Source organism: Azospirillum sp. ST 5-10 (genome assembly GCF_051225715.1).
In the GTDB taxonomy this organism is placed as follows: domain Bacteria; phylum Pseudomonadota; class Alphaproteobacteria; order Azospirillales; family Azospirillaceae; genus Azospirillum.
Genome location: NZ_JBPJSP010000026.1, coordinates 43,370 through 66,694, shown reverse-complemented (window position 1 = coordinate 66,694; position 23,325 = coordinate 43,370). Strand labels below are relative to the sequence as shown.

The following is a 23,325-nucleotide window of genomic DNA, read 5'->3' as shown; positions in this document are numbered from 1 at the left end:
GGTACTCCGGCATGTGTGCATCCCGTGGCCTGCGACGCGGGGGAGGGGCGGGGTGGGGGCGAAACGTAACATTCCCGACGGCGTCCCGCCTAGCCGATCAGCAGCGGGCCGTGGAGCCAGACGACCCAGGTGCCGAGCGCCAGGCACGGTCCGAAGGGGATCGCCATGGCCGCCTCGGCGCGCCGTCCCGCCGCCACGGCGGCCGCCGCCACGGCGAGACCGGCCAGCCCGGCGACGAGCAGGACGGTCGGCAGCCCGGCGGCGGTCACCCAGGCGCCGGCCGCCGCGAACAGCTTGACGTCGCCGCCGCCCAGCCCGTCGCGCCGGCGCAGCCGCCGGTAGAGGGCGCGCACCGCGGCGAGCGACGCGTAGCCGGCCGCGGCACCCAGCGCGTGGTCGAGCGGGTCGGCGCCGGCGACGGCGGCGACGGCGATGCCGGCGGCGACCAGCGGCAGGGTCAGCGCGTCGGGCAGCAGCCAGCAGCGCAGGTCGATCGCCGCCAGCGCCAGCAGGGCGGCGCCGAGCCCGACCGTCGCCCACAGCAGGGCTCCTCCCGGCATCACCGCCCACGCCCACAGGGCGAGCGGCGGTGCGGCGAGGAGGACGGCGCGGTCGCGGCGGAGCAGTGGCGTCACGGGCGGTTTCCTAAGTATCGCCGCCGTCGGCGCGGCGCCACAGCAGGAGCGCGGGACGCCGGTCGGCGGCGACGGCCGCCACCGCCTCGCGGACGAACCGCGTGCCGTCGGGCAGGCGGCCTTCGCTGCGGATGCGGTAGAGGGCGCGGGCGGCGGCCGGCCGGCTGGCCCAGGTCCGCGCCCCGGCGTCGGCGACGATGGCGGCCATGGCGGCGGCCACGGCGGGCGGGGCGGCGTCGGCGACGACCCGCTCGGCGCCGGTGAAGACGGTGACGTACGGCGCGACGGCGGCGAGCAGGTCCGGCGTCATGCCGAGCACCCCCGCCGCCTCGTCGGGCTGGGCCAGCGGCCCGTCCTTGGGCGGCGCCAGCCCGGCGGCGCGGTAGTCGTCGGCCTCGGCGCCGCCGTTGCGGCGCAGGGAGTCGCCGTCGCGGTAGTCGGCGAGGCGGGCGGCCATGGCGGAGGCCGCGGCGGCGGCGAGGCCGGCGTGCCGGAACAGCGCCCGCAGGACCGCCTCCGGCGCGGCGTTGAGATCGATGCGGCCATACTCGTCGTCGATCCGGACCAGGGCGGCGCCGGCGCCGAGGTCGATCCGCCGCACCCTGGGGGACGCGGCGCCGCGGCCGAGGTCGAACAGGGCGGCGTGCACCCCGGCGTCGGCCAGCGCCTCGGCGACGGCGCCGCCGACGTGGCCGCGGGTGGCGAGCGCCGCGGCGCGGGTCTCGCCGCCGAGCGCCGCGGCGAGCGCCGCCAGCAGGGTGACGGCCCACACCGCCAGCACCAGGGCGAAGCCGCGGTCGTCCATCGGCCGCCCCCTAGCGGATGCGCGTCTCGAGGTCGCGGAGGAGGCGCAGGCGGCCCCTCAGCTCCTCGGTGATCAGGCGGGCGTCGGCGGGCGTGCGCACCACCCGGGGGGTCAGCAGCACCAGCAGCTCGGTGCGCTCGTTGACGTCCTCCACCGACTTGAAGATGTTGCCGACCACCGGCACCTCCGAGAGGATGGGGATGCCGGTGGTGCCGTTGCCCTTGCGGTCGCGGATCAGGCCGCCCAGGCCGATGGTCTGGCCGTCCGCCACGGCGATGACGGAGCTGACGCGGCGCTGCTGGATGGTCGGCGAATCGATCTCGGAGCTGGTGGTCTTGATGACGTCGCTGACCTCCTGCTGGATCTCCAGGGTGATCATGCCGCTGTCGTTCACCCGCGGCGTCACCTCCAGGATGACGCCGGTGTCGTAGAGCTGGACACTGCTGACCAGCGGCGCGTCGGCGCTCTCGACGCTCTGGGCGATGCGGGTGACCACCGGCACCTGGTCGCCCACCTGGATGCGGGCGGTGCGGTTGTTGAGCACCGCCAGGGTCGGCGACGAGATCACCTGGACGTTGGAGACGTCTTTGAGCGCCCGGACGATGACGTTGACGTTGTTGGTGTCGCCGCCGGTGAAGATCGACAGGCCGGAGGTCAGCGGCGCGAAGGCGCCGTCGGTGCCGGTGGCGAACTGCAGCTTGACGTCGCCGGTGCGGAAGAACCACTCCACCCCGTAGGCGAGGTTGTCGTTCAGCACCACCTCGACGATGGTCGCCTCGATCACCACCTGGAGCGACGCCGTGTCGAGCTCCGACAGCATGGTCAGGATCTTGCGGTAGACCGACGGGGTGGCGCGGATGACGAGGGCGTTGCGCGACATGTCGGGAACGAAGGTCGCCCGGTCCCGCCGGTCCGGCGCGGACGCGGTGTCGGCGTCCGTCCGCTCGTCGAGCGCGGAGCCGATCCCGGGGGCGGCCCCGGGGGCGGTCCCGGCACCGGCCGCGGCGCCCTCGGCGGGCAGCGCCGCCGCCTCGACCGCGGGGATCGCCCCGCCGGCGCCGCTCCGCGCCGCGGGCCGGCGCCGGCCGCCGTAGATCTCGCTGAGCACGGCGGCCAGCTCGTCGGCGCGCTGGTGCTGCAGGCGGTAGACGTAGCTCTGCACCTCGTCCGGGTCGGCGACGTCGAGGCGCTGCACCCATTCCGCCACCTTGGCCAGGTAGGCGCGCTGGGGCGTCACCGCCAGCACGGCGTTGAGCCGTTCGACGGGCACCAGCCGCACGGCGGCGGCGGTCGCGTCGGCGCCCTGGATGGCGAACACCTCGTGCAGTTCGGTGACGACCTGGGAGGCCCGCGCGGTGTCGAGGCGGAACAGGCCGAACGACTTGCCGGCCAGCCAGTCCACGTCGAACATGGCGACGAGGTCGAGCAGGGTGCGCTGGCTGCTGCGCGGGCCGCCGAGGATCAGCAGGTTGCGCTCGGCGTCGACGCGCAGGAGGTCGGCCGCGTCGGCGAAGGGTTCGAGGATGCGCGCCATCTCCGCCGCCGGGACGTACTGCAGCGGCACCACGGCGATCTCGGCGGCCTCCGCCGCGTCCGGGCTGTGGACCAGCCGCACCCGGCCGGCGCGGCGGAAGTCCTTGCCGGCCGGCACCACCTGGTAGACCTGCCCGGTCGCGGTGAGCGCCGCGCCGTTGAGGGCCAGCGCGTCTTCCAGCAGCGACAAGAGCGCCCCGCGCGGCACGGGATCGGCGGTCTGCAAGGTCACCGCTCCCTTCACGTCGGGGTGCAGCGTGTAGCTGAGCTTCAGGATGTCGCCGAGCACCGCCTGCACCACCTCGCGCAGGTCGGAGTTGACGAAGTTGACGGTGTAGCGCTCCTCCGCCGCGCCGGCGGGCGGCGTCGGCGCCGGGCCGGGGTCGCGGACGAGGCGTCCCGTCCCGGGCAGCCGCAGGTCGGCGACGCGCGCCGCCGCCGGCGCCGCCTGGATGCCGGCCGGCCAGCCGGCCGTCGGCACCGGCGCCAGCACCGTCGGGGCGGCGCCCGTCGGCGGCGGAGCGGTCGGCGCCGCCGGCGGCGGAGCGGGCGTGGTGTCACAGCCGGCGAGGGCGAGCCAGACGGCCCAGACGGCGAGCGGGCGGAGGAGGCGCAGGCACGACAAAGGAGAGATTCCTGTGGGGGCGGGGGCGGACGCGCGGGTCATGGCTTGGCGCGGGCGCCCGGTTCGGTGAGGGGCAGCGACACCTCGACGGGACCGTTGCGCACGGTGACGGCGCGCGGCTCCACGGCGACGATCTCCCAGCCGGCCACCCGGTCGCCGGGTTCCGCCCGGACCACCGCGCCGCGCGTCGCCGGCTTGAGGAGGACGAGCTGGCGGCGGTCGGAACGGATGACGCCGTGCAGGGTGAAGGGCGGGGTGCGCGCCGGCGGTGCCGCGGCCGGCTGCGGCGCCGCCGGCGGTCGGCGGTCGGGGATGAAGAGGGGACGGTCGAGGATGGCGGCGAAGTCGGCCAGCGCGGGCGACGGCAGGGACGGCGGGGGCGGTGCCGGCGACACCGCCTCCGGCGGCGCCGGGCTGGAGGAGGAGGGCGACGGCGCCGCCGCCCAGGTCAGGACCATGGCCAGCGCCGCGGCTGCCGCCAGCGCGCCGCCGAGGACGCGGGCCGTCACGGCTGCCTCGCGTAGCCATGGACGTCGAGCGCCAGCAGCAGCGGCGGGCCGCCCGGGGCGGTGGCCGCGCCGCGCGGCTGCGACACCTCCGCGCCTTCGACGAAGAGCAGCGGGCGCGCCGTCTCGACCGCGTGCAGGAGGGCGACGATGCCGTCGAGCCGGCCCTCCAGGCGCAGGCGCACGGCGATGCGGGTCATGCCGTCCTGCGCCACCGGGTCGAGGATCTGCAGGCTGGTCAGCGCCGTGCCGTGCGCCTGCGCGGCGTTGCGCAGCCACTGCTGCAGCTCGGCGCCCGCCACCGCCGGGGTGTCCTGCGGCAGGAAGGTCGGTTCGGCGCGCTGGCGCCGCTGCAGCGCCGCGAGACGCTGCTCCAGCGCCGGCCGTTCGGCGATCAGCCGGCGGTAGCGGTCGGCGCGGTCGCGCAGGTCGCGCGCCGTCTCCGCCTCGGCCAGCGCCGCGTCGACCAGCGGCGCGCCGGCGAGCCGCCAGCCGGTCGCCAGCAGCAGGCCGAGGAGCCCCAGCGCCAGCGTGCGCCGGACGACGGGGGACAGGGTCATGGCCGGCCGGCGTCCTTGGGCACCTGCAGGGAGATCTGGAACTGCTCGACCCCGGTCGCCGGGTCGAGGGTCAGCGGCGCCCGGAAGCGGACCTCCGCGAACAGCGGCCGGTCCTCCAGCGCGCCGACGAGCGCGGAGGCGGTGCGCGACGCGCCGACGAGGTCGAGCCGCCCTTCGGCCAGGGCGAGGCGGGTCAGCCAGGTGTCGTCGGGAAGCGTGTCGGTCAGCTCGCGCAGGACGGACAGGAAGGGGGGCTCGGCCGCCTTGCGGGCGCGCAGGCGGCGGTCGAGCGCCTCCAGCCGCTCCACGCCGCCGCGCAGTTCGGCCGTGCTCTCGGCCTGGGCCCGCAGCGCCGCCAGCGCGCGCCGGGCCTCCTCGGTCGCCGCCGCCTGCCGGTAGAGCCCGGCGCCGGCCGCGGCGACCAGCACCGCCGCCGCCACAGCGGCCAGCGCCCCGGCGCGCCGCCCGCCGCCCGGCCGGCGCCGTTCCGGCGGCAGCAGGTCGAAGCCGACCGGCGTCCCGCCGTCGCCGGCGGCGCCGAGCGAGCGCACCCGCAGCCCGGCCCGCTCGGCCAGCGCCAGGGCCGCCTCCACCTCGCGGCGCAGCACGACGGCGAGGTCGATGCGCAGCCGGCCGCCGTCCGGCGACCGTCCGGCCACGGCGAAGTCGAAGTGGATCTGGTCGGGTGCGAAGGGGGTCTGGCGGTCCATCTCGTAGGCCAGCAGGCCGCGCAGGTCGGATTCCGCGACGGCCGGCACCTCGATCGTCTTGCGCAGGACGAGGTCGGCGCCCAGCCGGACGTCGACGGAACCGCCGTGCCGCCCCAGCGCCGCCTCGCTGTCGCGCGGCGCCTGCGCCACCAGCGTCCCGTCGGCACGGTGCAGCGCCGCCGCGCCGCCGGTCAGCTCCAGCACCAGCCGGCCGCCGCCGCGGCGCAGCGGGCCGGCGCAGGCGGCGGCGGCGTCGGTGAGCTCGCGCGTCCACCAGGACCAGAAGGCCCCGACCGCCTTGCCCGCTTCGACCATGGCGACGCTCCTTCCCCTCGGCCCGGCCCGCCCGGGTTCCCCACTGTAGCCGAAAGCTGTTGGAAGCGCACATAAAACAACCCGCCTTGCCGAACTCGGCGAGTGATGATAGCGTCTGGCGAAGTGTAGGGCAGATTGTGCGCCGAGATACTGTTGGATCGCCGCCGGTAGCCCTAGTAGAGCGGGGGTGGTTCGCAGTAACCGTGCCGTCGCGGCAACGTTTACATTCGTCAAAAAGGCATGGCAATGACATCCAAGGATCCGGAGATCCCGCCCGTTCCCGACGCCGATGCGCCGCGGCCGGACCGCCGTCGCCTTCTCCAGGCCGGCGCGGCGGCGGCGGCCGCCCTCGGCCTCGGCGGCGGCAGCGGCGCGCTGCCGGGAATCGCCCGCCCGGCGCAGGCACGGACCAACGCGCACCCCAACATCCTGTTCATCATGGTGGACGAGCAGCGGGCGCCGATGCCCTATGAATCGGCGGCTCTCGGCTCGTTCCGCAACACCTATCTGACGACCCAGCGCGACTTGGCGCTGGGCGGCGCCAGCTTCCAGCGGCACTACGCCGGGTCGATCGCCTGCGTGCCGGGGCGGGCGACGCTCTACACCGGGCACTACCCGTCGCTGCACGGCGTCAGCCAGACCGACGGCGCCGCCAAGTCGGCCTTCGACCCCGACATGTTCTGGCTGCACCCCAGCACGGTGCCGACCATGGGCCACTATTTCCGCGCCGCCGGCTACCGCACCTTCTGGCGGGGCAAGTGGCACGTGTCGGAGGAGGACATGCACGTCCCCGGCACGCGCACCCAGGTCGCCACCTACGACGACGACGGCAACCGCCTGCCGGAGGCGGAGAAGTACTATCAGGTCGCCAACCAGCTCGACCGCTACGGTTTCGACGGCTGGGTCGGCCCGGAGCCGCACGGCTCCAATCCGCTGAACAGCGGCGGTTCGGCCGCCCAGGGCAAGCGCGGGCGCGACATCGGCATCGCCGAGCAGTTGGTCGAGCTTCTGGACTCCCTGGACGCCCAGCCGACCGGCCAGCCCTGGTTCATCATGGCGTCGTTCATCAACCCGCACGACATCGCGCTGTGGGGCTTCTTCGCCCGGGCCGCCGCCAACCTCGCCGGCACCTACGACTTCACCGTCGGCGACCATGTGCCCACCGACCTGTTCGAGCAGGCGTTCGCGGCGTCCCGCGCGGAAACCCTGGCCGGCCGCAAGCCGACGGTGCAGGAGAGCTACCGCACCTCCTACTCCAGCTTCATGCAGCCCACCCTCGTCACCGAGGACTATTTCCGGCTGTACTACCAGCTCCACGAGAAGGTCGACCAGGAGATCGCCAAGGTCATCGCCCGGCTCGACGCCTCGCCGGAGAAGAACGACACCATCGTCGTCTTCACCTCCGACCACGGCGACCTGCTCGGCTCGCACGGCGGCCTCTTCCAGAAATGGTACACGATGTACGAGGAGGCGCTGCGGGTGCCGCTCGTCGTCCGCAACGAGCGGTTCGTCCCGGCTGGGCGGACGCTGTCCCTGCCGACCAGCCATGTCGACCTCCTGCCGACCCTGCTGGGCCTCGCCAACCTCGACGCCGAGGCGCTGCGCGCGCAGATCGCCGCGGACTTCAGCGACGCCCTGCCGCTGGTCGGGCGCGACCTGTCGCCGCTGATCCGCGGCGAGGTGTCGGAAGACGCCCTGAACGAGCCGATCTACTACATGTCCGACGACGACCCCAGCCGTGGCCTGAACCAGGTCAACTTCATCGGCCTCGACTACGCCTCGGTGGTGGAGCCCGGCAGCGTCGAGGCGGTGGTCGCCGAGATCGACGGGCGGCTGTGGAAGTACGCCCGCTATTTCGAGAACCCGCAGGGCTGGAGCGATCCCGGCACGCCGGGCCAGAGCGGGGTGCGCGACGTCGTCGACCGCAACCTGGTTCCGGCCGACGACGTGGCGGGAACCAAGCCGGTGCTCTACCAGCGCAGGACGACCACCTGCCCGGCGCCCGACGAGTACGAGATGTACGACGTGACCGGGGACCCGATGGAATTGAACAACCTCGCCGGCACCGGCCACGTCATGGAGGCGCGGCTGCGGGCGCTGCTGCTGCAGCAGTGCGTCCAGAAGCGCCTGACCCCGACCAGCGGCACCGTCGCCGGCCAGCCCGCCTGCGGCGGCGGGACGAGCTGCGGCTGATCCCGTGCCGAAGCGGCGTGCCGGCTCCGCCATCCCCTGTTCATGGGATGGCGCCGCCGCGACCGGCCCCCCTATAGTCGGTCGTTCGGCGACCGGGCAGGGGAGGGGGCCGGTGGAGCGAGGCATTTCCGTGATCCTGGTGGAGGACGACGCTCCCACCCGCGACTTCCTCGCGGCCTCGCTCGCCGCCGGCGAGGGCATCGACCTGCTGGCCTCCGCCGGCTCGCTGGCGGAGGCGCGCGACGCCCTCGACCGGGCGCGGCCGGCGGTGCTGGTCACCGACCTCAAGCTGCCGGACGGCCACGGCACCGAGCTGATCCGCGAGGTGCGCCGGCGCTATCCCGACACCGAGATCATGGTGATCTCGGTGCTCGGCGACGAGCTCACGGTGATGGAGGCGGTGCGCGCCGGCGCGTCGGGCTACATCCTCAAGGACGCCCGGCCGATCGACCTGATCGCCGCGGTGCGCGACCTGATGGAGGGGCGCTCGCCGATCTCCGCCTCGATCGCCCGCCACATCATCCGCCAGGTCCACGGCGCCCCGGCGGCCCCGCCCGAAGATCCCAAGCCGCTGCTGACGGCGCGCGAGATGGACATCCTCTGGGGCATCGCCAAGGGCTTCACCTACAACGACATCGCCGACCGCCTGGGGATCAGCCGGCAGACGGTGCCCAGCCACATCAAGAACATCTACCGCAAGCTCGAGGTCAATTCGCGCAGCGAGGCGGTGTTCACGGCCGTCGAGCTGAAGCTGATCAAGCTGTCGGACTGAGGCGATGGCCGGCCGGATCGCCGAGGCCCCGGGCGCACCCGCATCGGCGCGGCGCCGGCTCGGGCTGATCCTCGCCTGCGTCGCGGCGCTGCTGGCCGGGCTGGCCCTCGTCCTCGTCCCGCAGCCCGAACCCGACGCGGTGGCGCCGATCGGCGAGGCGGAGTTCTTCCGCCTCGCCGACATCGACGCGCCGGCGCCGGATGGGGACGGCACGATGCGGGCGCTGCCGCACCGCTGCCTCAGCGGGTCCGAGGCCGCGCCCTGCGCCGGTCTCTACCGCGTCACCTTCCGCTATGACGCCGTGGCGGGGGAGGAGTGGTCGCTCTACGTGCCCACCTACGGCACCCGCCTCAAGCTGTGGATCAACGGCGTCTTCCTCGCCGACACCCGGCGCTTCCGCACCGGCGCCGTCATCAACCACGCGGGACCGCTGATCGCCTCGCTGCCCGGATCGCTCCTCAGGCCCGGCGAGAACCGGCTGGACATCCGCCTGGAGGCGTGGAGCCGCCCCGGCGGCTTCCTCGATCGCCTCTATGTCGGGCCGGACGACGCGCTGCGGCCAGCCTATCTCGTCCGGGAGACGCTGTTGGGCACGCTGCCGCGGCTGCTGGTGGCCTGGCAGGCGGCGCTGGCGCTGGCGCTGCTGGTCGTCTGGATCGGCCGGCCCGAGGAACGGGCGCACCTGATGATGAGCATCGTTCTCGGTTTCAGCGTGCTCCAGGGCCTGCCGCATTTCCTGGTCGGGCCGGAGTGGCCGGAGTGGCTGCTGCGGGTGACGAACCTGGCGGGGCTGTGGATGGCGGCGCTGCTGCCGCTGCTGCTGGCGCCGCTGGTGGGGCGGCCGCCGCCGCTGCCCGCCGCCGCGGTGCTGGCGCTGCCGGCGGCGCTGACGGCGGCCTTCGCCGTCATGGCCACCGACCCGGCGGGACTGCAGCCGTGGTTCCGCTTCCTGTGGATGACGGCGGTGCTGCCCTGGTGCTTCGTCATGCTCGCCCTGTCGGTGTGGATCCTGGTCGACGCGGCGTTCCGGCGCGGCCACGCCGCGGCGCGGGTGATCCTCGGCAGCCTGCTGGCGGTGCTGCCGGTCGTCGCCCATGACGTGCTGGTGTTCACGGGGGTGCTGCCGGACCAGCGGGCGTTCCTCTCCCGCTTCATCGCCCCCTTCGTGATGACCGCCATCGCCGGCACCCTGATGTGGCGCTACGCCATGGCCCTCAACGAGGTCAGCCGCTTCAACGCCAAGCTGCGCCGCGAGGTGGCCGCGGCCGAGGAGGCGTTGCGCGCCAGTTTCGCCCGCGAGCAGGCGCAGATCCGCGCCACCGCGCTGGAAAGCGAACGGCTGCGCCTGACCCGCGACCTGCACGACGGGCTCGCCGGCCAACTCGTCTCCATGGTGGCGCAGTGCGAGCTGCGCGGTGCCGAGTACCGGGAGATCGCCGTGTCGGCGCGCCGCGCGCTGGACGATCTGCGCCTGGTGGTGGCGTCGCTGGACGACGTCGGCAGCGATCTCGCCATGATGCTCGCCCTGTTCCGCGAGCGCATCGGCCCGCAACTGGAAGCCCAGGGGATGGAGCTGGACTGGCAGATGGCGCCGCTGCCGGACGTCGCCGGCCTGCGCTCGGAGCACGCGCTGTCCCTCTTCCGCATCCTCCAGGAGGCGGTGACCAACGCCGTGCGCCATTCCGGCGACCGCCGGGTGACCATCGCCATGGCGCCGGCCGAGCGGCCGGAGCATTCCGTGCGGATCGTCGTCGCCGACCGCGGCCGCGGCGGGGTCGCCCTGCGGCAGGGCGGCCATGGCCTCGTCAACATGCGCCGCCGCGCCGCGTCGGTCGGCGCCGACCTCACCATCGAGACCGGCTCCGGCGGGACCCGCGTCGTCGTCGACCTGCCGCACGCCTTCCCCGACCTGGCGCCCGCCGGTCGGCCGGCGTAGCCTGGATGCTTCATCACCGCTTTGGAGCGACGCCCCGGAGGCACGCTGACGGGTGGCGGCGGCAGCCGTGCGGCCGCCGCGCCCTCCACCCGTTGTCAGAATCAGCGGCGCCTGGGGGACGGTGTTCATTGGAAGAACCGTCATGTGGTGGCGAGACGTTCATGCAGGTCCGGGAACGGCGGAACGCCGGCGGCTCATTGCCGGCCTTGGCCGATCCACCTCAACATCCGGTGCCGGGAGAAGCCGGCTGTCCCATAAGGTCCCGCGGCGGAGGCGCTCAGATGGGGCTTCAGCGTCAGGACAAGCGGAACGATCAGGGCGGCGGTCGCCGCCGCGGCCAGCACGCCGGTCGTCTGGGTGCTGTGATCGGCAATCGTGCCGTAGAGGATCGGTGCCAAGCCGCCGGAACCGATGACACTGGTGTAGAAGACCGCGAAGGCCCGGCCCGTATCGCCGTCGGATAACTCCGGCACGGTGCCGTAGAGCACCGAAGAGGTGCCGTTGAGCACGATGCCGAGCAACGGCAGCAGGATGAGCGTTGGCGTCAGCGACGTGAACAGCGTCGCCGCGATCAGCAAGGCGGTGGCGGCTTCGGTTGCCATGACGCTGCCGACGACGCCCAGCCGCTCCCCGAGCCGGCTGCACGTCGCCTTTCCGAACGCGCCGCCGATGAACAGCAGGGCGAGTGCGAGTCCGACCGTCGTCGTGTCCCCGCCCTGTCCGTGGATGAGGAAGGGCAGAAAGAGCAGATAGCCCATGCGGGTCGCCGTATCGAGCGCGCCGATCGTCGTCAGGATGCCGAAGCCGCCGCGGCCTTGGCCGGAAGCCGCCCTCGTCGTGGCGGTCCTGGTGATGGGGGCCGCCGGCACCAGCGGCACCAGGGCGACCGACAGAGCGATTCCAAGCACCGCCATCAGCCCCAGAACCGGTTGCCAGGCGAGGATCGGCAACAGCACCGCGGCGAGTGCCGGCAACGCCGCCTTTCCAAGATCACCCGAAAAGTTGTAGATGCCGAGCGGATGTCGCGTTGCCGCGCCATAACTGGCGGTGACGAGCATCGAGCCACACGGGTGCTGGATGCTCGATCCGATGCCGGCCACGACGAGGCCGACGCAAAGACCCGCAAAGCCGAACGGCGACGCCATGATCAGCAAGCCCGTCGACGCGAGGCCGGTCGACAGGATCAGCGCCGCTCGCGGCGACAAGCCACGGAGGACCCGGTCCGCCGGGATTTGCAGTCCTCCCATCGTTCCGGAATAGAGGGCGCGGACGATGGCAAGCGCCGCATAGGAAAGACCGAACTCCGCCTGCCACACCGGCAGGAAGGCATAGAGGGCGTCGGTATAACCGTCGTGCAGAGCGTGCGCAAGGCATGCGCCCGCCAGGCTTTTCTTTTGTTGAGTCCGCCAAAATCGCGATTTCATAGTCGATGGCTTTCTCGGGGGCGCCACAGGTATTGCTCGGTTGGAGCCATTCCAACGGCATGGTATACATGTGAGATTTCATCGACTAGTATGCTTTGCATCACGGATACCGTTCGTTTTTCTCACGGATCGCCCATGCGCCGCCTTCCCCCCTTGAATGCCTTGCGCATTTTCGAGGTCGCGGCTCGGACCGGCAGCTATGCCGAAGCCGGGACCGAACTCGGCCTCACCCATGGCGCGGTAAGCCGGCAGATCGCTGCGCTCGAAAGCTGGCTCGGGCAGAGGCTCTTCATGAAGGACGGGCGCCGCATGGTCGCGACCCCGATGGCGAGAATCTTCGCCGCCGAGGTCGGCCTTTCCTTCGATCGCCTGGCTGTCGCGGCGGAAGCGTGTGGCCGGCCCAACGCGCGCCGCATCTTGCGCGTAAGCGCCCCGACCAGCTTCGCGATGCGCTGGCTAATCCCGCGGCTCAATCGGTACCACGCCGACCATCCGCATGTCGAAGTCGCGGTTTCGACGGTCTCGACCGTGCTTGAGGAATTACGCGGCGGCGTCGACGTGGCGATCCGGCGCGGCGTCGCTCGGGAGCATGTGTGGCCTCAGCATCGCGTCGTTCCGGTGCTGCATGATGTGGATACGCTGATCATGAGCCCGGCACTGTTCGCGCAACGACCGATCCTGAAGCCCGCCGACATCGAGGGACATACGCTGCTCGCAAGCGAAACCCGTGCCGGCGACTGGGCGAACTGGCTTGAGGCGGCAGGCCTCCAACACCTTGCCGGGCGTCCCCGCCAGATATTTGATCACTTTTTTGTGACCCGCCAGGCGGTAGAAGATGGGCTTGGCATTGGGATCGGCCCGTTGCCAATGCTGGAGATCGACATCGCCAGCGGAAGGCTGATGACGCCGCTGCCGGAGATCCGGGTTCCGAGGACCGGTTACGTCGCGCTCGTTTCACGTCAGGCCGATGCCGGAAACTTGGTTGCCGGCTTCGTCGACTGGCTTGTCGGAGAGACGCGAACCGCGGTGACGACCCGGGCAGACCCCCGGCCGGACCGGCCGAGCACGAACGCGTCTTAGCCGCTCTGGCGCTCGTAGCCGCGCTCGCGGACGTGGCGGAACAGGTAGAGGAGGTCGGGGGGCGCCAGCAGGCCGCGCGTGCGGTTCACCTCGGCGTCGGCCACCCGCTTGCCGGCCATGGCGGCGGGGTCCTCGGGAAAGAACTGGAAGGTCGGCGTGAAGACGATGCCGTACTTGCGGGCCAGCGCCCGTTCCTCCAGCGCCTCGCCGTCGAAGTCGGTGACGACGCGCGAGCCGTGCAGGTTGAGCGACAGCACCGCGAAGTTGTCGCGCACATAGGCGGCGAGCACCGGGTCGGCGAAGGCCACCAGGTGCAGATCGCGGCAGTAGGAACAGCCGCGCTGCTCCCAGACGATGACGAAGCGCTTGCCGGCCGCCGTCGCCTCGGCGAGATCGTCCGCCAGGGTGAGGAAGCTCTGCAGGAACCACGGCTGGGTGTAGAGCCCGTCCGCCGTCGTCACCGCCGTCGTCACCGCCTCGGCACGGCCCGCGCGCGCCGGCGCCAGGACACAGAGCGCCAGCGCGGCCGACGCGAATCCCCGGCGGCTCATCATCGCCCTTCCCCTTTCCCGAACTTTCGTGGATGCTACTGTTCGTGTTGCTAATATACTGTGCCGGAAAGCGGTCGGGAGGACAAGGATGCGATGCGCGTGGTGGGCCGTGGTCCTGGCGGTGCTGGCGCCCCTCCTGCCGGTCCCGGCGTTCGGGGAGGCGGTGCGTCGCGACGCCGGCGGGCTGACGGTCACCGGCGAGCTGGTGGAGGCGGGCGGCGGCCTCGGCGCCGGGACGGTCCTCCTGCTGCATGGCACGCTGGCCCATCACGGGATGGAGCTGATCCGCGGGCTGCAGGAGCGCCTGGCGGAGCGCGGCCTGTCGTCGCTGGCCGTGACCCTGTCCCTGGGGCTCGACGCGCGCCGCGGGATGTACGACTGCGGCGTGCCGCACCGCCATCGCCATGAGGATGCGGTGGCGGAGATCGACGGCTGGGTGCGCTGGCTGACGGAGCGCGGCGCCGGGCCGGTCACCCTGCTCGGCCATTCCCGCGGCGCCAACCAGGTGGCGCGCTATCTCGCCGGCGACCGCACGGCGCCGGTGGCGCGCGCCGTGCTGCTGGCGCCGCCCACCGGCGGCCGGCCGGCCGGTGCCGACGACCTGCTGGCCCTCGCCGGGGACCGGGCGGACGATGCGTGGATCGATGTGCCGGCCTTTCTCCACTGCGGCCCCGGCCGGGCCACCGCCGGCGCCGTCCGCTCCTATCACGGCGCGGACCCGCGCCACGACACGCCGGCGCTGCTGGCGGCCATCGGCGTGCCGGTGCTCGTACTGGCGGCCAGCGACGACACGGTCGTGCCCGACCTGGCGGAGCGGATGGCCGCGTTGCAGGGGACGCCGGCGGTCCGCTTCCAGGTGATCGGGGATTCCGACCATTTCTTCCGCGACTTCGCGGCCGACGACGCGGCCGACGCCGTCGCCGCCTTCGTCGCTCCCTGAGGGCGCTGGAGCCCGGCCGACGGAATGAACGGATTCGACGTTCCCTTCGCCGCCGCCTTCGCGGCGGGCGTCCTGAGCTTCCTGTCGCCGTGCGTGCTGCCGCTGGTGCCCCCCTATCTCTGCTTCCTCGGCGGGGTGTCGCTCGACGAGCTGCGGGAGCACCGCGGCGGCGGGCGGGTGTTCGTGGCGGCGCTGGCCTTCGTGCTGGGCTTCGCCACGGTGTTCGTCACGCTGGGGGCGGGCGCCTCGGCGGCCGGCCAGTGGCTGGCCATGAACCTCGACCGCCTGGCGCTGCTCGCCGGCCTCGTCATCGTCGGGCTCGGGCTGCATTTCCTGGGGCTGCTGCCGATCGGCTGGCTGTACCGGGACCTGCGCGTCCATCCCGCGGCCCGGCCGGCCGGGCCGCTCGGCGCCTACGCGGTGGGGCTGGCCTTCGCCTTCGGCTGGACGCCCTGCGTCGGACCGGTTCTGGCGACCATCCTGATGGTCGCCGGCAGCGCCGACCGGGCCGCCCACGGCGCGCTGCTCCTGGGGACGTACGCCGCCGGGCTGGGCGTGCCCTTCCTCGCCGCCGCCCTGGCGGCGCGCCCGTTCCTCGCCGCCATGACCCGCTTCCGCCGCCACGCCCGCGCGGTGGAGCGCATCCTGGGCGTGCTGCTGGTGGCGACCGGCGTGCTGTTCGTCACCGGCGGCATGGCGGACCTGGCCAACGGCCTGCTGGACGTCTTTCCCACGCTCGGGCGCATCGGCTGAGCGGACCGGCTCAGGGCCGGACGTAGACCCAGCCCTGGAGCTGGCGCTCGACGATCTCGGCGACGCCGGCGGTGACGACCTGCACGCCCTCGATCAGCTCGTCCGGCGTGCGGTGGGTCGCCGCCATGGTGTTGCCGCAGCCGACGAAGGCGACGTCGTAGTGCAGCAGGCTGCGCACCCGGTCGGCCACCGGCGAGCTGTCCCTGTAGAACGCCTGCATGCCGGCGCCGAAGGCGACGACGACGATGCGGACCCGGTCCTGCTCGTAGAACTTCTGCAGGTTCACCACGTTGTGGAGCAGGTTGTTCATCTCCCGCGGGTCGTCGCTGGTCAGCTGGAGGAGGATCCGCCGCGGCTGGTCGACGCTCGGCGGCGGGTCGGCGAGCGTCGTGTCGGCGAAGGCCGGCCCGGACGCCAGCGTGGCGGCCAGGCAGAGCGTGGCCCAGAGGCGTCGTCGTCCCTTCATGCGCATCCTCCCGCAGCGGATCGTTTCTTCTCGGTGCCACTGTCGCACCCGGGCCGGACGCTGCCAAGGCGGCGCACGATCGTTCAAGACGCCGCCCCCGGGGATGATGCGATGTTGATGCCGGGATGCGCGGCGGGGGCGGTGGCATGGACGGGTGGCTCGGCTTCGTTCTGGCGGGATGCGCGCTGGCCGGCAGCCCCGGTCCCGCGACCCTCAGTCTGGCGGCGACCGGGGCGGCGTTCGGCGCCCGCGGCGGCCTCGCCTACCTCGCGGGAATCGTCGCCGGCATGGTCGCGGTCATGGGGCTGACCGCCGCCGGCGTCGTCGGCGTCCTGCTGGCGCTGCCGGGGGCGACGCCGGCCGTCATCGGCCTGGCGGCGGCGTACGTCGTCTATCTCGCCCTGCGCATCGCCACGGCGCCGCCGCTGGGCGAGCCCGGTGCCGGACAGGGACGGCCGTCGTTCCCGGCGGGGGTCGCCCTGTCGCTCCTCAACCCGAAGGGCTATGCCGCGATGGCGGCGCTGTTCTCCGGCTTCGTCCTGCTGCCCGACCGGCTGGCCCTCGACGCCGCGGCGAAGACGGCGCTGCTGACGGCGATCATCGTCGCCGTCAACTTGGCGTGGCTGGCCGCCGGCGCGGCGCTCACGCACGTCCTGCGCGATCCGCGCGCGAGCCGGATCGTCAACGTCGCCTTCGCCGCGACGCTGCTGGCGTCGGTCGTCCTGGCTCTGCTGGTCTGACGGGTACCGCCGCCTCCCATATCCATGGGATTTTCCGCATCCGGATGCCTGGCTACCGTTCATCCAGCGCCGCCACCCGGGATGGGCCGCACGGCGGCGGACGCAAACGCTGGACGGAACCTCACCATGAAAGCACGCTATCTTCTGACGTTGCTGGCGTTCGTGCCGGCGCCGGCGCTCGCCGACGCGGCCGCCGCGGACAACTGCGCGGCGGCGCTGCCGGCCGACGCGAAGATGATCTACGACGCCACGCGCCCCAGCATCGCGCCCGGCGTCAAGATCGCCGACGAGATCCGCGCGGCGACCCGCCCCCTGGTGATGGGCGGCAAGCTCAGCCGGTCCGACGCCCGCCCGGCGGCCGAAGCCGCCGGCAAGTGCCTGGCGATGATCGTGCAGTAACCACCGGCCGACGGCCGGACAAAGGGAGGACACCCATGGAACGGACACGCATTCTGCTGGCGCTCCCCGCCGCCCTGACGATCCTGACGGGCGCGTTCCCGTCGTCGGCGGTGGTCTATTGCCGCGCCGTCGGCATCCCCAAGGGCTGCGTCGTCGCCCCCGGCGCGGTGGTGCGTCCCGGCGGCGTCATCGTCACCCCGGCGGCGCCGGTGGTGGTCACGCCGGCCGCTCCGGCGGTCGTGGTTCCGGGCGTCGGCGCGCCCGGCGTCGGCGTGGCTCCGGGTGTCGGCGTCGGCGCTCCGGGCGTCGGCGTGGCGCCCGGCGTGGGCGTCGGCTCGCCCAACCTGGGCGGCCCGGTCAACCGCGTCGGCGTGCGCTGAACCATGGCGACGACCGATCCGGCCGCCGCCAGCCCCGCCACGGCCGCCCCGGCCTACGTCGAACTCCACCGCAACGTGGTGATCAACGCCGACCTGTGGACGGCGACGCCGCAGATCCTCGCGGCCGGCTTCGGCTTCGAAGGCATCATGGGGGTCCCCGGCCTGCAGACGGCCGACGACCTCGCCCTGGCGATCGCCGCCGGGGCCGGCGTGAACCTGGACTACGCGTCGCTCGACCCGGTGCCGCCGCTGCGCAACCTCACCTCGGCGGGGTCGCCGCTGGGCATCGTCGGGGCGGGGTTCGGCGGCGCGCCGACCTACGCCGACGCGATGCCGATCGAGGTGAGCTGGCCGCTGCTGCCGGGCACGGTCGATCCCACCGACATCGCCATCACCCTGAACACGGGCGAGGTGGTGACGCCGGCGGTGGCGGCGCTGAACCCGAACTACGACTACAACGAACGCCACGTCATCGTCGTGTTCGGCGAGTTCGGCAACCGCCTCACCCCCGGCACCGAAGGGGCGGTCTACCCGGTGTCGGTCGCCTTCGTCGCCGACGACACCCCGCTGATGGCGATCGGCCCCGACGGGCCGGTCAGCATCGTCGGCCTGTCGTCGGCGAGTTCCAATCCCTACGAGGCCGGCCCCTCGCTGGTGGGCGCGCGCCTCACCCGCATGTCGAGCGTCGGCGACTTCGCGCCGCCGGCGCTGGACAACCAGGTGCCCAACGACGGCGTCGCCCTCTACGGCGAGGAGGCGCAGTACCGGCTGCGCCTGTTCACCTCGGGCGGTTTCTCGCCGGACGGGGTCAGCGGCTTCCTGCCCACCGAGTTCGCCCGCTACTTCCGCCTGACGGCGACCGACGCCGCCGGCGAGACGGTGGTCATCGACCAGGCCGGCGTCGACTACGACCTCGGCGTCGGCACCGTGCGGGTGGTCGGGCTGGCCGAGCTCGGCCAGAAGGAGGACGGCTCCGCCGTCACCGACGGGCCGAACTACCAGGAGGACCACGACAACTACTTCGACATCGTCCTGGCCGGCGACGAGGCCGCCATCGCCCGGCTGACCGCGGTCGAGATCCCGACCAGCGCCGAAGAGGGCTACAGCGACATCTACAACCCCGGCGGCCCCGGACGCACGCCGGTCGAGGGGGTCACCTACACCGAGCCGGCGCGACCGCAGACCTTTCCCATCACCGTCAGCCTCGACGACCTCGGCACGGTGAGCTACGCCGCCCAGACCATCGCCGACTACGACGCCGCCGACGGGCTGCCGGTGGTGTTCCGCCTCTACAACCCGAACTCCGGCGACCATTTCTACACCAACAGCTCGATCGAGGCGGCGGCGGCCGCGTCGAGCGGCTATCGCGAGGAGGGGGTGCCGTTCTCGGCGGAGAGCGGCGCCGTCGACCTGGTGGACGTCTACCGCCTCTACCAGACCGAGACGGGCGACCATCTCTACACCACCGACGCGGCCGAGCGCGACGCCCTGCTGGCGGGCGGCCTCCACGCCGACGAGGGCATCGCCTTCCAGGCCTACGGCGCGCCGACGCAAGGGGCGACGGCCGTCCAGCGGTTCTACGCGCCGGAGAGCGGCGACCACTTCTACACGACGGACGCCGCCGAGGCGCTGGCCGCCGGCTACCGCTACGAGGGTGTGGCCTGGTACGCCGCCAGCTTCACCCCGGCGGCCGAGGACACCGAGAGCGGCGGCCAGTGGGCCGTGCTGGAGGAGGCCTTCGAGATCATCGACGGCGGGAACCTCGTGGTCGACCCGTCGCTGCCGCTGGCGACCTACAAGAGCGGCGGCGACAACCCGGTGCCGGAGGAGGTCTGGCGGGCCGGCTACGACGCGCCCTCGCCCTACATCGTCAACACCACGCGGAACCTGCAGTTCAACGAATCCTGGTTCCTCGCCTCGCCGGGCGAGCCGCTCGGCACCACCACCTACATCACGACGTCCGACGGCTACACCTGGGCCGCCATGTCGGAGGCGATCAACGCCATGTGGCCGTTCGAAGCGGCCGACTACGCCGGCTCGCGTCCTCCCATCACCAACGCCTACGCCGCCGGCAACCTGGTGGTCACGCCGGACGAGGGCGTCGTCAAGGTGACGGCGAACTTCAAGGGCCAGCGCATGAAGTTCTACGCCGCCGACGCCACCACCGGGGCGTTGCTGGAGCGCTACTTCGTGACCGACGAGTGGGGCAACGAGTACATCATGCACGCCTCCGGCCAGACCGACCAGAGCCAGGTGCGCGCGGCCTTCGAGGCCGCCGTCCTGCCGGAGGGCTGGACGAAGGAGGTGCGGTACCTGTCGCAGGACCTGATCCTCGACCCGGCCGAGGGGGCGGACGGCACCTACCACTACCTCGTCTTCCGCGACAGCGCCGACAACACCTACCACCAGATCGGCTGGAGCGGCGACGGGTCGCTGGCGGGGCAGATCGAGGGGATGCCCGTGTGGGGCGGCCAGGGTGACGACACGCTGGCCGGCAACGCCGACTGGGACAACCTGATCCACGGCGCCGGCGGCGGCGACCGGCTGAGCGCCGGCGGCGGCGCGGACACCCTGATGGGCGACGCCGGGGCGGACACCCTGATCGGCGGGGCCGGCGCCGACCTGCTGTCGGGCAACCAGGGGGCCGACGTGCTGCACGGCGACGCCGGCGCCGACACGCTGTTCGGCGGCCAGGACGGGGACCGGCTCGACGGCGGCGAGGGCGACGACCTGCTGGTCGGCAACCTCGGCGGCGACACCCTGACGGGCGGCCTCGGCAACGACGCCTTCCGCATCGTCGCCCCGGACCAGGGGGCCGACACCATCGCCGACTTCACGGCCGGCGCCGACCGCATCGAGGTGGTGGGGCCGAACTTCGGCGCCATCGCCGCCGGCACCCTGTCGGCGGCCCACTTCGCGCTCGGCAACCCGGCGGACGGCGACGACTGGTTCGTCTTCGACACCGCCACCGGCACGCTGTCCTTCGACGCCGACGGCTCGGGCGCCGGCGCCGCGGTGGCCATCGCGACCCTGAACGTCCGCACGCTCTCGGCCAACGACATCACGGTGCTGGCGTCGGCGTGAGCGTGCGCTCCACGGTTCGCCGTCCCGACGGCGGTCCGGCTCGGGGGCCGGGTCGATCCCGGCCGCCTCAGGACCGGGTATTGCCGCCGCCGGTCACCTCCGGCAACAGGGCCTCGAGCGCCGCGACGCGGTCGCCGGCGGCGGGATGGGTGGACAGGAAGGCCGGCGCTCCCCGACCGGCCATCCGCTCCATGCGCCGCCACAGGGCGACCGCCGCGCGCGGGTCGAAGCCGGCGCGCGCCATGGTGTGCAGGCCGAGGCGGTCGGCCTCCAGTTCCTGGCCGCGGGAGTAGGGCAGCACCAGCCCGAACTCGACGCCGATGCCGAGCAGGGCGGCGATCTCGTTGGCGTACTGGACGTCGCCGATCTGCAGGGCGGCGCTGACCAGGCGCAGGCCGAACTGCTTCAGGGTGGCGACGCTGAGCCGCTCCTGGGAGTGTTCGGCCTGGTTGTGGCCGATCTCGTGGCCGATCACCGCGGCGAGCTGGTCGGGGTCGGCCGCCACCTGGAACATGCCCTCGTAGACGCCGATCTTGCCGCCGGGCAGGGCGAAGGCGTTCACCTCCGGTCCGGCGAACACCACCATCTCCCAGCGCGCGGGGTCCTCGCCGGCCGCCGCCAGCAGCCGCCGGCCGACGCTCCGCACCGCCCGCTGGTAGGCGCCGTTGCCCGATGCCGGGGTGTCGGCGCGGATGCGCTCCCAGCTCTCCAGCCCCAGCCGTTGCACCGTCTCGTCGGAGACGAGGTGGAAGGGCAGGGAGACGTCGTCGCAGCCGCCCAGCAGCGGGGCGGCGGCGGCACCGGAGAGCAGCCCGAGAACGGCGCGCCGGTCGAGGCCGGGGCGGCGGCCGGCCGGCGGCGGGGGGCGGGGCGGGTGGTGCAGGCACATGCCGGGGACCGTAGGGCTGTTGGCGGGAGGTGCGCCGGGGCAACGTCGACCCGCCGTGCGGGTTCCGGTCGGCGCCGACGTTCCCGGCGGGCCGGAGCGACGCCGTCGGGCTCCGTAGGAATAAGGCTTTGGTGCCGGCCGGCGCAATCTGGGTAACGGCAACGCCGCGTCCTTCGGGCGATCGTGCGGCCGCCTGCGCAACCCGGGAGCATCCTCCTGCCGGCGGATTACGCCGCAGTTCCATGGCCGGTGCGACGGGCAAGCTTGGCAATATGGGCCCACCGCCATCGGCTTTCCCGCGGGAGTGGAACGTGCATGTTCATCGACGCCCGTAAAATGCCTTCGGGCAAGGACCACCAGTACGATGTCTGCATCGTCGGCGCCGGCGCCGCGGGACTCACCATCGCCCTCGAGATGCGGGACCGGCCGTGGCGCGTCGCGCTCCTGGAGGCCGGCGGGCTGGACGCCGACGGGCCCACGCAGGCCCTGTACGCGGGCGACAACGTCGGGCGCCCCTACGAGCCGCTGGCCACCGCGCGCAGCCGCTACTTCGGCGGCAGCACCAACTGCTGGGGCGGGTCGTGCCGGCCGATGGAGGACAGCGACTTCCTGGCGCGCCCCTGGGTGCCCAACAGCGGCTGGCCGATCACCCGGGACGAGATGCGGCCGTTCGTCGAGCGCGCCCGCGACGTCCTCGGCCTGGGGCCCTTCGACGACGTCGCGACGTGGGCCGCGCGCCTGCGGGCGGGCGGGACGGGATTCCTGCCGGTCGAGGAGGAGGGGCTGGAGAACCGCGTCGCCCTGTTCGCCGGCGCCAAGCGCCTGGGCGACGTCCACCGCGAGAGCATCCGGTCGGCCGCCAACGTCACCTGCCTGCTGAACGCCAACGTGACGGCGTTCGAGGCCAACGCCGACGCCTCGCTCGTCGAACGCGTCCGCGTCGCGACGCTCGGCGGCAACGCCTTCTCGGTGAGCGCCAAGGTCTTCGTGCTGTGCTGCGGCGGCATCGAGAACGCCCGGCTGCTCCTCCTGTCCAACGCGGTGGAGGCGGCCGGGCTCGGCAACCGGCACGGCCTCGTCGGCCGCTATTTCGCCGACCACCCGCGCGTGCGCTCGTCGGTGGTCCGCCTCGCCGACCAGCGGCGGCACCGCAGCGCCTACGACGAGACCCTGTGTCTGGCGCGCCACCGCCTGCATCTGCCGCGGCCGCCCATCCACGCCGCGCTGTCGCCGGCCCCGGCGCTCCAGGAGAGGGAACGGCTGCTCAACTCGCGCACCTACCTCGTCGCCCAGTACCACGGCGAGGCGTCGGCCGCCGTCAAGGCGATCCGCGACCTGCGCGTGCGCCTCAGGCAGCGCCACAAGTTCGGGACCCCGGTCGACAGCGCCGCCGCCGTGCTCCGGGACACGCTGCCGCAGATCCTGCCCCATCTGCACGAGGTCGCCTACGCCCTGTTCGACAACGTCGTCAATCCCGCCTGGGTGGAGCGGCGGTTCGCGCTGGAGACGGTCCTGGAGCCGGTTCCCAACCCGGAGAGCCGGGTCACCCTCGGCACGGCGCGCGACGCGCTCGGCCTCAACGTCGCCCGGCTGGACTGGCGGCTGACCGCCCAGGACCGCGACAACTTCCTGCGCACCCACCGCATCGTCGACGGCGCGCTCGTCCGCCTCGGCCTGGTCCGCTCCAGCGCGCTCCCCGACGATCCCGGGGCACTGTGGGACGGACACCTGAGCTGGTGCTGGCACCACATGGGCACGACGCGCATGCACCGCGACCCGCGCCACGGGGTGGTCGACGCCCAGTGCCGCGTGCACGGCGTCGGCAACCTCTTCGTCGGCGGAAGCTCGGTGTTCCCGACCATGGGAAGCGACCATCCCACCATCAACATCGTGGCGCTGGCCCTGCGCCTCGCCGACCAGGTCTCCGCCCTCTTCGGCCGCGACGCGGGAGCGGCGGCGGGCCTGGTCGCCGATGCGGCGTGAGCCGGGCCGCATCGATGAACTGTGCAGCTCGGATAACGCCGTAGCC

At 73.2% G+C, this 23,325-nt stretch carries 21 protein-coding genes; 11 read left to right on the top strand and 10 right to left on the bottom strand.

Features of this window, described 5'->3' with window-relative positions:
- Positions 1 to 89: 89 nt before the first annotated feature.
- From ACSBPG_RS23805 to ACSBPG_RS23780, 6 genes are read right to left on the bottom strand one after another with little or no spacing between them, the layout of a single operon-like run.
- Positions 90 to 635 carry a prepilin peptidase gene (locus tag ACSBPG_RS23805; RefSeq protein WP_435539719.1) on the bottom strand — a complete coding sequence of 182 codons (546 nt, stop codon included), beginning with the start codon at positions 633 to 635 and terminating at the stop codon, positions 90 to 92.
- Positions 636 to 645: 10 nt separating this feature from the next.
- Complete coding sequence (locus ACSBPG_RS23800) at positions 646 to 1,440, bottom strand: general secretion pathway protein GspK (protein ID WP_435539718.1); 795 nt, start codon at positions 1,438 to 1,440, stop codon at positions 646 to 648.
- Positions 1,441 to 1,450: 10 nt separating this feature from the next.
- Positions 1,451 to 3,598 (bottom strand): type II secretion system secretin GspD, encoded by a 2,148-nt coding sequence (gspD, locus tag ACSBPG_RS23795; RefSeq protein ID WP_435539717.1) that lies wholly within the window; start codon positions 3,596 to 3,598, stop codon positions 1,451 to 1,453.
- A gap of 38 nt (positions 3,599 to 3,636) precedes the next feature.
- Positions 3,637 to 4,107: a hypothetical protein gene (locus ACSBPG_RS23790; RefSeq protein ID WP_435539716.1), complete on the bottom strand. Its 471-nt coding sequence runs from the start codon at positions 4,105 to 4,107 to the stop codon at positions 3,637 to 3,639.
- Positions 4,104 to 4,664: a type II secretion system protein GspM gene (gene gspM, locus ACSBPG_RS23785; RefSeq protein WP_435539715.1), complete on the bottom strand. Its 561-nt coding sequence runs from the start codon at positions 4,662 to 4,664 to the stop codon at positions 4,104 to 4,106. Before gspM ends, ACSBPG_RS23790 begins: the two co-directional genes overlap by 4 nt.
- Positions 4,661 to 5,689 carry a PilN domain-containing protein gene (locus ACSBPG_RS23780; RefSeq protein WP_435539714.1) on the bottom strand — a complete coding sequence of 343 codons (1,029 nt, stop codon included), beginning with the start codon at positions 5,687 to 5,689 and terminating at the stop codon, positions 4,661 to 4,663. The genes gspM and ACSBPG_RS23780 overlap by 4 nt, the downstream gene beginning before the upstream one ends.
- 246 nt (positions 5,690 to 5,935) lie before the next feature.
- Between ACSBPG_RS23780 and ACSBPG_RS23775 the strand changes: the two genes are divergently transcribed.
- From ACSBPG_RS23775 to ACSBPG_RS23765, 3 genes are all read left to right on the top strand, one after another.
- The gene (locus ACSBPG_RS23775; protein WP_435539713.1) at positions 5,936 to 7,882 is read left to right on the top strand and encodes a sulfatase-like hydrolase/transferase; all 1,947 of its coding nucleotides are present in this window, start codon (positions 5,936 to 5,938) and stop codon (positions 7,880 to 7,882) included.
- 112 nt (positions 7,883 to 7,994) lie between these two features.
- Entirely contained in the window at positions 7,995 to 8,654 is a 660-nt protein-coding gene (locus ACSBPG_RS23770; protein ID WP_435539712.1) for a response regulator, read from the top strand.
- A gap of 4 nt (positions 8,655 to 8,658) precedes the next feature.
- Positions 8,659 to 10,590, top strand: a complete 1,932-nt coding sequence (locus ACSBPG_RS23765; protein WP_435539711.1) for a sensor histidine kinase — start codon at positions 8,659 to 8,661, stop codon at positions 10,588 to 10,590.
- A gap of 194 nt (positions 10,591 to 10,784) precedes the next feature.
- Here the strand turns inward: ACSBPG_RS23765 and ACSBPG_RS23760 are convergent, their stop codons facing one another.
- Positions 10,785 to 12,014 carry an MFS transporter gene (locus ACSBPG_RS23760; RefSeq protein ID WP_435539710.1) on the bottom strand — a complete coding sequence of 410 codons (1,230 nt, stop codon included), beginning with the start codon at positions 12,012 to 12,014 and terminating at the stop codon, positions 10,785 to 10,787.
- A gap of 135 nt (positions 12,015 to 12,149) precedes the next feature.
- Between ACSBPG_RS23760 and ACSBPG_RS23755 the strand changes: the two genes are divergently transcribed.
- Positions 12,150 to 13,094, top strand: a complete 945-nt coding sequence (locus tag ACSBPG_RS23755; RefSeq protein ID WP_435539709.1) for a LysR substrate-binding domain-containing protein — start codon at positions 12,150 to 12,152, stop codon at positions 13,092 to 13,094.
- Here the strand turns inward: ACSBPG_RS23755 and ACSBPG_RS23750 are convergent.
- Positions 13,091 to 13,645 (bottom strand): SoxW family protein, encoded by a 555-nt coding sequence (locus ACSBPG_RS23750; RefSeq protein WP_435539708.1) that lies wholly within the window; start codon positions 13,643 to 13,645, stop codon positions 13,091 to 13,093. The two genes, ACSBPG_RS23755 and ACSBPG_RS23750, sit on opposite strands and share 4 nt — an antisense overlap.
- Positions 13,646 to 13,733: 88 nt before the next feature.
- Between ACSBPG_RS23750 and ACSBPG_RS23745 the strand changes: the two genes are divergently transcribed.
- Together ACSBPG_RS23745 and ACSBPG_RS23740 are read left to right on the top strand one after the other, a co-directional pair.
- The gene (locus ACSBPG_RS23745) at positions 13,734 to 14,585 is read left to right on the top strand and encodes an alpha/beta hydrolase (protein WP_435539707.1); all 852 of its coding nucleotides are present in this window, start codon (positions 13,734 to 13,736) and stop codon (positions 14,583 to 14,585) included.
- Positions 14,586 to 14,609: 24 nt separating this feature from the next.
- Positions 14,610 to 15,338 (top strand): cytochrome c biogenesis CcdA family protein, encoded by a 729-nt coding sequence (locus ACSBPG_RS23740; RefSeq protein ID WP_435539706.1) that lies wholly within the window; start codon positions 14,610 to 14,612, stop codon positions 15,336 to 15,338.
- Positions 15,339 to 15,348: 10 nt separating this feature from the next.
- Here ACSBPG_RS23740 and ACSBPG_RS23735 read toward each other — a convergent pair whose 3' ends face one another.
- Positions 15,349 to 15,804, bottom strand: a complete 456-nt coding sequence (locus tag ACSBPG_RS23735) for a DsrE family protein (protein ID WP_435539705.1) — start codon at positions 15,802 to 15,804, stop codon at positions 15,349 to 15,351.
- A gap of 146 nt (positions 15,805 to 15,950) precedes the next feature.
- Between ACSBPG_RS23735 and ACSBPG_RS23730 the strand changes: the two genes are divergently transcribed.
- The 4 genes from ACSBPG_RS23730 to ACSBPG_RS23715 all read left to right on the top strand — a co-directional run bounded on the left by ACSBPG_RS23730 (position 15,951) and on the right by ACSBPG_RS23715 (position 20,407).
- Positions 15,951 to 16,544 carry a LysE family translocator gene (locus ACSBPG_RS23730; RefSeq protein ID WP_435539704.1) on the top strand — a complete coding sequence of 198 codons (594 nt, stop codon included), beginning with the start codon at positions 15,951 to 15,953 and terminating at the stop codon, positions 16,542 to 16,544.
- A gap of 126 nt (positions 16,545 to 16,670) precedes the next feature.
- On the top strand, positions 16,671 to 16,943 hold the full coding sequence (locus ACSBPG_RS23725) for a hypothetical protein (RefSeq protein WP_435539703.1): 273 nt from the start codon (positions 16,671 to 16,673) through the stop codon (positions 16,941 to 16,943).
- A gap of 35 nt (positions 16,944 to 16,978) precedes the next feature.
- A complete protein-coding gene (locus ACSBPG_RS23720) occupies positions 16,979 to 17,323 on the top strand; it encodes a hypothetical protein (RefSeq protein ID WP_435539702.1) in 345 nt (114 codons plus the stop codon).
- A 3-nt stretch (positions 17,324 to 17,326) separates the two neighbouring features.
- Positions 17,327 to 20,407 (top strand): hypothetical protein, encoded by a 3,081-nt coding sequence (locus ACSBPG_RS23715; RefSeq protein WP_435539701.1) that lies wholly within the window; start codon positions 17,327 to 17,329, stop codon positions 20,405 to 20,407.
- Between the two features lie 67 nt (positions 20,408 to 20,474).
- On the opposite strand, the gene ACSBPG_RS23710 is transcribed toward ACSBPG_RS23715, so the two are convergent.
- Positions 20,475 to 21,296: a M48 family metallopeptidase gene (locus ACSBPG_RS23710; protein ID WP_435539700.1), complete on the bottom strand. Its 822-nt coding sequence runs from the start codon at positions 21,294 to 21,296 to the stop codon at positions 20,475 to 20,477.
- A gap of 315 nt (positions 21,297 to 21,611) precedes the next feature.
- Between ACSBPG_RS23710 and ACSBPG_RS23705 the strand changes: the two genes are divergently transcribed.
- Positions 21,612 to 23,279: a GMC oxidoreductase gene (locus tag ACSBPG_RS23705; RefSeq protein ID WP_435539699.1), complete on the top strand. Its 1,668-nt coding sequence runs from the start codon at positions 21,612 to 21,614 to the stop codon at positions 23,277 to 23,279.
- Positions 23,280 to 23,325: the final 46 nt, after the last annotated feature.

Bases quoted from the DNA above. Each gene is read 5' to 3' on its own strand.
- ACSBPG_RS23800 (WP_435539718.1), bottom strand. From the start codon at position 1,440: ATGGACGACCGCGGCTTCGCCCTGGTGCTGGCGGTGTGGGCCGTCACC.
- gspM (WP_435539715.1), bottom strand. From the start codon at position 4,664: ATGACCCTGTCCCCCGTCGTCCGGCGCACGCTGGCGCTGGGGCTCCTC.
- ACSBPG_RS23780 (WP_435539714.1), bottom strand. From the start codon at position 5,689: ATGGTCGAAGCGGGCAAGGCGGTCGGGGCCTTCTGGTCCTGGTGGACG.
- ACSBPG_RS23775 (WP_435539713.1), top strand. From the start codon at position 5,936: ATGACATCCAAGGATCCGGAGATCCCGCCCGTTCCCGACGCCGATGCG.
- ACSBPG_RS23765 (WP_435539711.1), top strand. From the start codon at position 8,659: ATGGCCGGCCGGATCGCCGAGGCCCCGGGCGCACCCGCATCGGCGCGG.
- ACSBPG_RS23760 (WP_435539710.1), bottom strand. From the start codon at position 12,014: ATGAAATCGCGATTTTGGCGGACTCAACAAAAGAAAAGCCTGGCGGGC.
- ACSBPG_RS23755 (WP_435539709.1), top strand. From the start codon at position 12,150: ATGCGCCGCCTTCCCCCCTTGAATGCCTTGCGCATTTTCGAGGTCGCG.
- ACSBPG_RS23750 (WP_435539708.1), bottom strand. From the start codon at position 13,645: ATGAGCCGCCGGGGATTCGCGTCGGCCGCGCTGGCGCTCTGTGTCCTG.
- ACSBPG_RS23745 (WP_435539707.1), top strand. From the start codon at position 13,734: ATGCGATGCGCGTGGTGGGCCGTGGTCCTGGCGGTGCTGGCGCCCCTC.
- ACSBPG_RS23740 (WP_435539706.1), top strand. From the start codon at position 14,610: ATGAACGGATTCGACGTTCCCTTCGCCGCCGCCTTCGCGGCGGGCGTC.
- ACSBPG_RS23735 (WP_435539705.1), bottom strand. From the start codon at position 15,804: ATGAAGGGACGACGACGCCTCTGGGCCACGCTCTGCCTGGCCGCCACG.
- ACSBPG_RS23730 (WP_435539704.1), top strand. From the start codon at position 15,951: ATGGACGGGTGGCTCGGCTTCGTTCTGGCGGGATGCGCGCTGGCCGGC.
- ACSBPG_RS23725 (WP_435539703.1), top strand. From the start codon at position 16,671: ATGAAAGCACGCTATCTTCTGACGTTGCTGGCGTTCGTGCCGGCGCCG.
- ACSBPG_RS23720 (WP_435539702.1), top strand. From the start codon at position 16,979: ATGGAACGGACACGCATTCTGCTGGCGCTCCCCGCCGCCCTGACGATC.
- ACSBPG_RS23715 (WP_435539701.1), top strand. From the start codon at position 17,327: ATGGCGACGACCGATCCGGCCGCCGCCAGCCCCGCCACGGCCGCCCCG.
- ACSBPG_RS23710 (WP_435539700.1), bottom strand. From the start codon at position 21,296: ATGTGCCTGCACCACCCGCCCCGCCCCCCGCCGCCGGCCGGCCGCCGC.
- ACSBPG_RS23705 (WP_435539699.1), top strand. From the start codon at position 21,612: ATGTTCATCGACGCCCGTAAAATGCCTTCGGGCAAGGACCACCAGTAC.